At 65.8% G+C, this 9,459-nt stretch carries 10 protein-coding genes; 3 read left to right on the forward strand and 7 right to left on the reverse strand.

Features of this window, described 5'->3' with window-relative positions; genetic code table 11:
* Positions 1 to 6 precede the first annotated feature (6 nt).
* Positions 7 to 567, reverse strand: coding sequence for a F0F1 ATP synthase subunit delta (locus tag QM712_RS35425; protein ID WP_415027794.1), 561 nt, complete (start codon positions 565 to 567; stop codon positions 7 to 9).
* A gap of 638 nt (positions 568 to 1,205) precedes the next feature.
* Here QM712_RS35425 and QM712_RS35430 point away from each other — a divergent pair.
* Positions 1,206 to 1,703: a septal ring lytic transglycosylase RlpA family protein gene (locus tag QM712_RS35430; protein WP_415027795.1), complete on the forward strand. Its 498-nt coding sequence runs from the start codon at positions 1,206 to 1,208 to the stop codon at positions 1,701 to 1,703.
* 357 nt (positions 1,704 to 2,060) lie between these two features.
* Here the strand turns inward: QM712_RS35430 and QM712_RS35435 are convergent, their stop codons facing one another.
* The gene (locus tag QM712_RS35435; protein ID WP_415027796.1) at positions 2,061 to 4,271 is read right to left on the reverse strand and encodes a primosomal protein N'; all 2,211 of its coding nucleotides are present in this window, start codon (positions 4,269 to 4,271) and stop codon (positions 2,061 to 2,063) included.
* A 137-nt stretch (positions 4,272 to 4,408) separates the two neighbouring features.
* Between QM712_RS35435 and QM712_RS35440 the strand changes: the two genes are divergently transcribed.
* Complete coding sequence (locus QM712_RS35440; RefSeq protein ID WP_415027797.1) at positions 4,409 to 5,374, forward strand: tyrosine recombinase XerC; 966 nt, start codon at positions 4,409 to 4,411, stop codon at positions 5,372 to 5,374.
* 113 nt (positions 5,375 to 5,487) lie between these two features.
* Entirely contained in the window at positions 5,488 to 6,078 is a 591-nt protein-coding gene (locus tag QM712_RS35445; RefSeq protein WP_415027798.1) for a DUF4337 domain-containing protein, read from the forward strand.
* Between the two features lie 162 nt (positions 6,079 to 6,240).
* Here the strand turns inward: QM712_RS35445 and QM712_RS35450 are convergent, their stop codons facing one another.
* The 5 genes from QM712_RS35450 to QM712_RS35470 form a co-directional block, all read right to left on the reverse strand.
* The gene (locus QM712_RS35450) at positions 6,241 to 6,771 is read right to left on the reverse strand and encodes a hypothetical protein (RefSeq protein ID WP_415027799.1); all 531 of its coding nucleotides are present in this window, start codon (positions 6,769 to 6,771) and stop codon (positions 6,241 to 6,243) included.
* Positions 6,772 to 6,805: 34 nt separating this feature from the next.
* The gene (gene lpdA / locus QM712_RS35455) at positions 6,806 to 8,206 is read right to left on the reverse strand and encodes a dihydrolipoyl dehydrogenase (protein ID WP_415027800.1); all 1,401 of its coding nucleotides are present in this window, start codon (positions 8,204 to 8,206) and stop codon (positions 6,806 to 6,808) included.
* Between the two features lie 37 nt (positions 8,207 to 8,243).
* Positions 8,244 to 8,993 (reverse strand): SDR family oxidoreductase, encoded by a 750-nt coding sequence (locus tag QM712_RS35460; protein WP_415027801.1) that lies wholly within the window; start codon positions 8,991 to 8,993, stop codon positions 8,244 to 8,246.
* Positions 8,994 to 9,015: 22 nt separating this feature from the next.
* Positions 9,016 to 9,240: a hypothetical protein gene (locus QM712_RS35465; RefSeq protein ID WP_415027802.1), complete on the reverse strand. Its 225-nt coding sequence runs from the start codon at positions 9,238 to 9,240 to the stop codon at positions 9,016 to 9,018.
* A 12-nt stretch (positions 9,241 to 9,252) separates the two neighbouring features.
* Positions 9,253 to 9,459 (reverse strand): 2-oxo acid dehydrogenase subunit E2 (locus QM712_RS35470; protein ID WP_415027803.1); only part of this gene is annotated, 207 nt, incomplete at its 5' end.

Raw genomic sequence — 9,459 nt, forward strand, 5'->3', positions numbered from 1 at the left:
TGTCCATCAGCCTGCCTCTTTCATCGCGTGCTTGATCGAATTGAGTTTGGTGCGAAGCGAACTATCGACCATGCGGCTGCCAAGCTTCACGACGAGGCCACCGATGATCGAGGGATCGACTTTCACGTTGAGCGCGACGTCCTTGCCGGTCACCGACTTCAGGGCAACCTTGAGGGCGTCGAGATTCTTGTCCGAGAGCGCCTCCGCCACCGTCACGTCGGCCGTCGCCTCGCCCTTGAACTTGGCGACGAGGGCGCGGTAGGCGCGGATGACGTCAGCCACCGCGAACAGGCGGCGATTGGCGGTCAGGACCTTCAGGAAATTGGCGGAGATGCCGGCGATACCGGCTTTGTCCAGCACGGCCGACAGCGCCCGGGACTGGGCGTCGGCGGCGAACACCGGGCTGCGGACGAGGCGCCTCAGATCGGCGCTTTCGTTTAGCAGGGCATCGAACTTATCGAGATCTGCCTTGACCTCGTCGACCACTTTCTGGTCGCGGGCCAGTTCAAACAAGGCCGTTGCATAACGACCGGACACACCTGAAACGGACGTATCTTCTGCAGCCACAGACGCGCTCTTTTAGCTGTCAAATTCGCAAGGGAAAAACCGTCGCCACAACGCGGCGCCTAGCGATCCAAGCCCTTGGAATTCAAGCGGGACTTCGATTTCCGACCGGCACGGGAGGTGCCGGGCTCGTTAAAATCGCGGCTTTGCTAACATAGCAGGCGCGCACGTGCAACATGACGCCAAATTAAAGGCACGACCTTCTGTCGCCAGTTCGTCGCAGCCCGCGCGCGCCGGAACGACAGCCTGCCGCGTCACGGAATGGCGATGAAGTCTGCGGCGGCAACCCGCCATTTCGTTCCTGCCCTCAGCGCATACCGGCCATGAACACGGATCACTGAGCCGTGAATCCGCGGACCGTCGCGCCGCCGGCCGAATACTTACTCAATTCTAAATTTTCGGAACAACAACTTCGATTTACAGTATTCGCAAGTATTAACTTAGTTAACAAATCATTAAAAATAAAGATCACGGAACATCGGCTGCAATATCGGTGCCAGTCACAAGATATTTCATGACGACACATACGGGATTTACTGCCCAATTCACGCCTCATTGCGAAAGGAAACGCGAAACCGCTCACAAACTGATGGGGGCTCCATTAGCCACACATGTGGCAATACTAGCGTAGGGACCACTAAATGCTGTCTTTGAAGACGCTGGGCACTGTGACCCGGCCTCGCACGGCGATCGCTTTCGTCGCTGCAGCTCTCATCATCGGTGGAACTGCCACCGAAGCTTCCGCCAAATCCCGGCATCACCGGTATCACCACCATCATCACCGCCACGCCCAGAACGATTCCAATACGGAATGGCGCAACGCCAACGCGTCGATGACGCCGACGTCGGGCACGGGCCACAGCTTTTCCGGCATGGCTTCCTTTTACGGCAACGAATCCGGCAGCAGGACCGCGTCGGGCCAGCGCTTCAACCAGAACGCCATGACCGCGGCTCACCGTTCGCTGCCGTTCGGCACCAAGCTGCGCGTCACCCATGGCGGACGCAGCGTGATCGTCACCATCAACGACCGTGGCCCGTTCGTGCGCGGCCGTGTCCTTGACCTCTCCACGGGCGCCGCCCGTGCCATCGGCCTCACCGGCGCCGGCGTCGGCCGCGTCACCGCGGAAGTCGTCTCCTGAGGGCGCGACCCGCGCCTCACCTCACAAGCGCAGTTTCCATCGTCGTCCGCATGGACGTGAGCAGTTTGATGAGCGCCTGAGACAAGCCCGTCGTCTCCCCGTGATCTCCGGGCGACGGCGGGCTTTTTCTTGGGCGCGTCATGGCGTGATCCGCAGCGCGGATGGAGCGCCGCGAGTTCCGGGTCTTCGCGCAGGGTCGAACTGCCCCCGATGATGCTGCGGTTTATCCACGCGTCATTGCGAACACAGCGAAGCAATCCGGAGTCGTTCAGCGGAGGCATTCTGGATTGCGTCGTCGCTGCGCTGCTTTCCATGACGGGAAGGGAGAAGCGCCCGTGGTCCGGCTGGACCGGGGTCTTACAGGAAGCTCTGCGGGTCGACGTCGACCTCGAGCTTCTGGTTGCCCTTCGGCTTCGGGCACACCGCGAGCCAGTTGCGCAGATAATCCGACAGGTCGAAGCCGCGCGCCGATTTCACCAGGATGCGGAAGCGATAGCGGCCCTTGATGACAGCGAGCGGGGCCTCCGCCGGCCCCAGCACCACCACGCGCTCGTCGCGCGGCGCGAGCGCAACGAGCCTGCGCCCGAGTCCTTCCGCGCTCGGGCGGTCGCCCGCCGATATGATCAGGCTCGCAAGCCGCCCGAACGGCGGATACAGCGTGCGCTCGCGCAGATCGATCTCGCTGTCGTAGAAGGCCTCGCGGTCGCAGGCGATCAGTGCCTTCATCACGGGGTGATCGGGCTGATGGGTCTGCAGATAGCCGACGCCGCGGCCCTGCTCGCGCCCGGCGCGGCCGATGACCTGGTTGAGCAATTGCCAGGTGCGCTCCGAAGCGCGCGGATCGCCGTTGCTGAGGCCGAGATCCGCGTCGACCACGCCGACCAGATTGAGCCGCGGGAAATTGTGGCCCTTGGCGACGAGCTGCGTGCCGATGATGATGTCGACCCGTCCCTCCGCGATCTCTGCGAGTTCCGAGCGCATCGTCTCGATCGAGGTGATGAGGTCGCTCGACAGTACCATGGTGCGCGCCTCCGGAAACAGCGCCGCCGCCTCCTCCTGCAGGCGCTCGACGCCGGGCCCGACCGCGACCAGCGATTCCTCCGCCGAGCAGTTCGGACAGATGTGCGGGCGCGGCATCGAGAAGCCGCAATGATGGCAGACCAGCCGCTGGCGGAAGCGATGATCGACCAGCCAGGCATCGCAGATGGTGCAGGCGAAGCGATGGCCGCAGCCGCGGCACAGCGTCAGCGGCGCGTAGCCGCGGCGATTGAGGAACAGCAGCGCCTGCTCACGCCGCTCGATCGCCTTCCTGATCTCGCCCGCCAGCCGCGGCGAGATGTAGCGTCCGCGCGCGGGCGGCTCGCGGCGCAGGTCGATCGCCTCGATGTGCGGCATGTGCTGGCCGCCGAAGCGCGAAGGCAGGGCGATGCGCTGATAGCGGTTCTTGCGCGCGTTGACTTCGGACTCGACCGACGGCGTCGCGGAGGCCAGCACCACCGGAATTCTCGCGATATGCGCGCGCACCACCGCCATGTCGCGCGCGTGATAGTGCACGCCCTCGTCCTGCTTGTAGGCCTGGTCGTGCTCTTCATCGACGACGATGAGGCCGAGATCGGCGTAGGGCAGAAACAGCGCCGAACGCGCGCCGACCACGACCGGCGCGCTGCCTTCGGAGATCGCGGCCCAGTTGCGCGCACGGGTGCGCGGCGTGAGTTCGGAGTGCCACTCGATCGGACGCACGCCGAAGCGCTGGGCGAAGCGGTCGAGGAACTGGCCGGTCAGCGCGATCTCCGGCATCAGGATCAGCGATTGTTTTCCACGGCGGATGGTCTCCGCCACGGCCTCGAAATACACCTCGGTCTTGCCGGAGCCGGTGACGCCGTCGAGCAGCGCGACGTGGAAGGTGCCGTTGGCCGCGAGCGCGCGCATCGCATCCACACCGACACGCTGGAGCGGCGAAAAGTCCGGCCGGCCGAACTCCGGATCGGGAGCCGGCGGCGGGGGCGGCGGCGGCATCGGCTCGACCGTCAGCGTGCCTTCGTCGACGAGCCCGTCGATCACGCCGGCCGAGACGCCCGCCTCTTTGGCCGCTTCGGACTTGCCGTGCAGCAGCCGGTCCGCCAGCACCTCGATCACGCGCTGGCGCGCCGGCGTCAGCCGCCGCGGGGGATCGCCGACGAGGCGCACGCCGGGGCGCACCCGCTCCGGGCCGAGCGTCTCGCCCATCCGCAGGCACATGCGCAGCACCATGCCGCGCGGGCTCAGCGTGTAATTGGCGACCCAGTCCACGACCGATCGCAGCTCGGGCTTCAAGGGTGGAACGTCGAGCTTCTCGCTGACCTCCTTGAGGCGGTTGTGCAGGCGCGGATCGGGATTGGCGTTTTCGCCCCAGACCACGGCGAGCACCTCGCGCGGGCCGAGCGGCACGCCGACGAGATCGCCGGCCTTCAAGTCCATCCCGCGCGGCACCTTGTAGGAATAGGTCTGGTCGAGCGCGACAGGCACCAGCACGTCGACCATGCCGGTCGCGTTGGCGGGGGCGGAGTTGCTGCGCGACGAACGATCCATGGATGGTCTTGGCGACGGCTTGTGCTGGAGGGAGAATCGGAACCCGGGGCGGGGAGGCTAGCGCCGAGCGCCGGCCTTAGCGAACGATAAACGAGTGAGATGCGATATACTGTGCGGAATCACCACGTCCAGAGCGCATGAGCAAAGCGGCCGCCCCACCCATCGAGCTCGCCAGCGCCGATCCGTCGATCGCGCAGGAGATGACGCGCTGGCTGGCGCATCTTGGCGCCGAGCGGCGGCTGTCGCCGAAGACGCTGGAAGCCTATGGCCGCGACCTTCGGCAATGCCTCGACTTCCTCTGCGCGCATTGGGGCGAACGCGTCACGCTGGCGCGCTTCGCCGCGCTGGAAGCCACCGACATCCGCGCCTTCATGGCGATGCGCCGCGCCGACGACATCGCCGGCCGCTCGCTGATGCGCGCGCTCGCGGGCCTGCGCTCCTTCGGCCGCTTCCTGGAGCGCGAGGGCAAGGGCAAGGTCGGCGCGCTCTCGGCGATCCGCGCACCGAAGGTCGGCAAGACCCTGCCGAAGCCATTGCCGATGGCATCCGCCAAGCGTCTTGCCGATGCCGACGAACGCGCCGGCGAGGAGCGCGAGACCTGGATCCTGGTGCGCGACGCCGCCGTGATGGCGCTGCTCTACGGTTCGGGCCTGCGCATCTCCGAAGCGCTCGGCCTGAAGCGCCGCGAGGTGCCGCGGCCCGGCGAAGGCGACGTGCTGGTCGTCACCGGCAAGGGCAACAAGACCCGCATGGTGCCGGTGCTGCAGAACGTGCTGGCGCTGGTGCAGGAATACGTCGCTCTGTGCCCCCACCCGCTGCCCGCCGACGGGCCGATCTTCGTCGGCGCGCGCGGCGGACCCTTGAGCCCGCGCATCATCCAGCTCGCGATGGAGCGGCTGCGCGGCGCGCTCGGCCTGCCCGACAGCGCCACGCCGCACGCGCTGCGGCACTCCTTCGCCACCCACCTGCTGTCGCGCGGCGGCGATCTGCGCGCGATCCAGGAGCTGCTCGGCCACTCCTCGCTCTCGACCACGCAGATCTACACCGGCATCGATTCGGAGCGGCTGCTCGAAGTCTATGCCAGCGCGCATCCAAGACGCTGAACCGAAGCTGAACCAACGCTGAAAGCTGACACGAGGCTGTCACAACGCGCATGCCCCTTGCGCGGCTGTCGCGGTTCGGTCAATCGTAGCCGGCGACAGGCAGGAGGGGAATCATGAGCGCACACGAAAGCATGGAGCACGCCGAGCACGCCGAACACGCGTCCGGCGAGAACAGGAAGATCGCCCTCCTGATCGCCATCCTGGCGTTGTTCCTGGCGATCTCGGAGACGCTCGGCAAGGGCGCGCAGACCGAGGCCATCAGCAAGAACGTCGAGGCCGCCAATCTCTGGGCCTTCTTCCAGGCCAAGAGCATTCGCCGCACGGTGGTGCAGACCGCGGCCGAGCAGGGCAAGCTCACGCTGGGCGCGTCGAGCGACGACGCCGTCAAGGCTGCGGTCCAGAAGCAGATCGACGACTGGCAGAAGACCGCGGCGCGCTACCGCTCCGAGCCCGAGACCGGCGAGGGCACCGAGCAGCTCGCCGAGAAGGCCAAGCATGCCGAGCACGAGCGCGACGAGGCGACCGCGAAATACCATCACTTCGAGCTTGCGTCCGCCGCCTTCCAGATCGGCATCGTGCTGGCATCGGCCACCATCATCACCGGCATGATCGCGCTGGCCTGGGTCAGCGGCATCCTGACACTCGCCGGCATCGCGATGACCGCGCTCGGCGTGTGGTGGCCGCATCTGCTGCATCTGCATTGAGGGCGGTTTCTTGACGTGGCGGCGTCAATCGATCGCCGCACGTCTCGCCGTTAGCACAGCTCGATCGGGCATCCGCTACGCCCGGCCTCCACGCATAACCGTCCCGGAATAGCGCCATCGCCCGGTCGAGCCGGGGGATGGCAGCAAGCCTGTGGCAGATGATCAGCGCGCCTGGTGCACGCTCTTGCGGAAGCGCTGGATCAGGCGGAGCGTGCGCGAGGACCAGCCTTCGCCGTTGCCGGTGATCAGCTCCCTGATGCGGCGCTTGATCGGATCGACGACCTCCGAGGCCTTGGCGCGAACCTTCAGCACCAGCTCGTAGAGCTGCTCGAACCAGCCCATCTCCAGCAGCTTGTCGCGCGTGACGTCGAAGACGAAGGCGGTGACGCCGACGCCGAGCATCTTCGCGAACAGGATCGTGAAGACCGCGCTGGTCCAGTATTCGTGCGCGAGCAGCCAGAGCCCGACCAGCTTGAGCGGAAACAGCGGGATGATGGGGACGGCGAACACGATCAGCGTCATGGCCGGCGAGAGCGCGTCGACGCGCTCCGTCAGCCATTCCTTGAAGCGGGCGAGCGGGATGGCTGCGACGACCCGCGCGACGATCGGTTCGAGATGGTCCCACAGCCAGGCTTCGATCAGGAAGATGATCGCCAGCAGGACCCAGACCGGTTGAAGTAGGCGGCGCAGCATGTGATGTCCCGCCCGATTCGGTTCGGGGCGTCGCCTACATATGGATGGCTCGCTTGCCGACTGCAAGCGCGGCCTCCTTGATGGCCTCCGAGCGGGTCGGATGGGCGTGGCAGGTGCGCGCGAGGTCTTCCGCACTGCCACCGAATTCCATCAGGACGCACGCCTCGTGAATCATCTCGCCGGCTTCGCGGCCGATAATGTGCACGCCGAGCACGCGATCGGTCTTCGCATCTGCGAGAATCTTCACGAAGCCATCGGTGGTCTGGTTGACCTTGGACCGGCCGTTGGCGGTAAAGGGAAACTTCCCGACCGTGTAGGCCACACCTGCCTGCTTCAGTTCCTCCTCGGTCTTGCCGACGGCGGACACTTCCGGCGTGGTATACACGACGCCTGGGATAACGTCGTAGTTCACGTGGCCGGCCTGGCCCGCGATGATCTCGGCGACCGCAACGCCTTCGTCCTCGGCCTTGTGCGCCAGCATCGGGCCCGCGACGACGTCGCCGATGGCATAGACGCCCTTGAGGCTGGTGGCGAAATGCGGATCGATCTGGACGCGCCCGCGATTGTCCAGCGCGACGCCGGCTTCCTTCAGGCCGAGCCCGTCGGTGTAGGGCACGCGGCCGATGCAGACGAGGACGACGTCGGCTTCCAGCGTCTCGGCGGCGCCGCCCGCGGCGGGCTCGATCGTCGCCTTCAGCGTCTTGCCGGAAGTGTCGACGCCCGTGACCTTGGCGCCGAGCTTGAACGCGAAGCCCTGCTTTTCCAGGATACGCTGGAACTGCTTTGCGATCTCGCCGTCCATGCCGGGCAGGATGCGGTCGAGGAATTCGACGACGACGACTTCAGCGCCCAGACGGTGCCAGACCGAGCCGAGTTCGAGGCCGATCACGCCGGCGCCGACGATCAGGAGCTTGCCGGGGACCTTGTCCAGCGACAGCGCGCCGGTCGACGACACGATGCGCTTCTCGTCGATCTCGATGCCCTTCAGCCGCGCGATGTCCGAGCCGGTGGCGATCACGATGTTCTTGGTCTCGACCACCTGCGACTTGCCGTCGGCGGAGACCTCGACCTTGCCGGTGCCGAGGATCTTGCCGGTGCCCTTGAGCACGTCGATCTTGTTCTTCTTCATCAGGAACTCGACGCCCTTGACGTTGCCGTCGATGCCCTGCTGCTTGAAGTTCATCATCGCCGGAAGCTCGAGCTTCGGCGCCGACACGGACACGCCCATCTTGGCGAAGGAATGCGCGGCCTCCTCGAACATTTCGGAGGCGTGCAGCAGCGCCTTCGACGGCATGCAGCCGACGTTGAGGCAGGTGCCGCCGAGCGTGGCGTTCTTTTCGACCACCGCGACTTTCATGCCGAGCTGGCTTGCGCGCACCGCGCAGACATAACCGCCCGGTCCGGTGCCGATGACGACGAGATCGTAAGTAGCCATGAGAGGAAGTCCCGTGAGTTAAGCGTGAGGAGACGTGTCAGCGGCCGCCGGACACGTCGAGAATGGCCGAGGTGACATAGGAGGCATCGTCCGACAGCAGCCAGACGATGGCGTTGGCGATTTCCTCGGCGGTGCCGACGCGCTTCATCGGCACCATGTGGGCCAGACGATGGGCGCGATCGGGCTCGCCGCCGGAGGCGTGGATATCGGTGTCGATCAGGCCGGGGCGGATGCCGGCGACGCGGATGCCTTCACTCGCGACCTCGTGGCCGAGACCGATGGTGAAGGAGTCGATCGCGCCCTTGGAGGCGGCATAGTCGACATAGGTGTTGGGCGCACCGAGCTTGGCCGCGACCGACGACAAATTGACGATGACGCCGCCCTTGCCGCCGTGCTTGGTCGACATCCGCTTCACCGCCTCGCGCGCGCAGAGGATGGAACCGGTGACGTTGACCGCCATCACGCGCTGGATGCGTTCGGCGGACATCTCATCGAGGCGCGTGCCGCTCTTGCCGACGATGCCGCCATTGTTGACGAGCGCGCCCAAGGTGCCGAACTTGTCCGCCGCCTTGAACAGCTCGACGATGTCGCCTTCCTCGGCGACATCGCATTTCACGGCGATGGCCTTGCCGTTGCTGGCCTCGATCGTGGCCACCACCTCGTCCGCGGCCGTCCTGTTGCTGGCATAGCCGACGACGACACGGAAACCGCGCGCCGCTGCGGCAAGCGCGGTCGCCCGCCCGATGCCGCGGCTGCCGCCGGTGATGACAACGACTTTATCCATCACATCAGTCCACGCGTTCGCCCGTTTACGAAGTCCTGCCCTCGAGAGCCGCCAATCGGTCCAGCACGGACTTGTCCGTCAAGCTTGCCAAACGGAGGAGAATGAAGGGCGTGAGAAACGGAATCAGGCACCAGGCGGCAAAGCCGACCCCCTTGCCCTTCCTGCGACTGATCGGAATCGCAAAGAAGAAGCAAACGAGGGTCGTCAGCAGCAACGGCAGGAGGGAAAGAAGAAGCGACGGCTCTTCCACAATCCCCTCCCCTCAGAGGTCCAGCACCAGCCGCGCCGGATCTTCCAGGCTCTCCTTGACGCGAACCAGGAAGGTGACGGCTTCCTTGCCGTCGATGACGCGGTGATCGTAGGACAGCGCCAGGTACATCATCGGACGCACTTCGATCTTGCCGCCGATCACCATCGGCCGCTCCTGGATCTTGTGCATGCCGAGGATGCCGGACTGCGGCGCGTTCAG

The organism is Bradyrhizobium sp., from assembly GCF_047605465.1.
GTDB lineage: Bacteria > Pseudomonadota > Alphaproteobacteria > Rhizobiales > Xanthobacteraceae > Bradyrhizobium.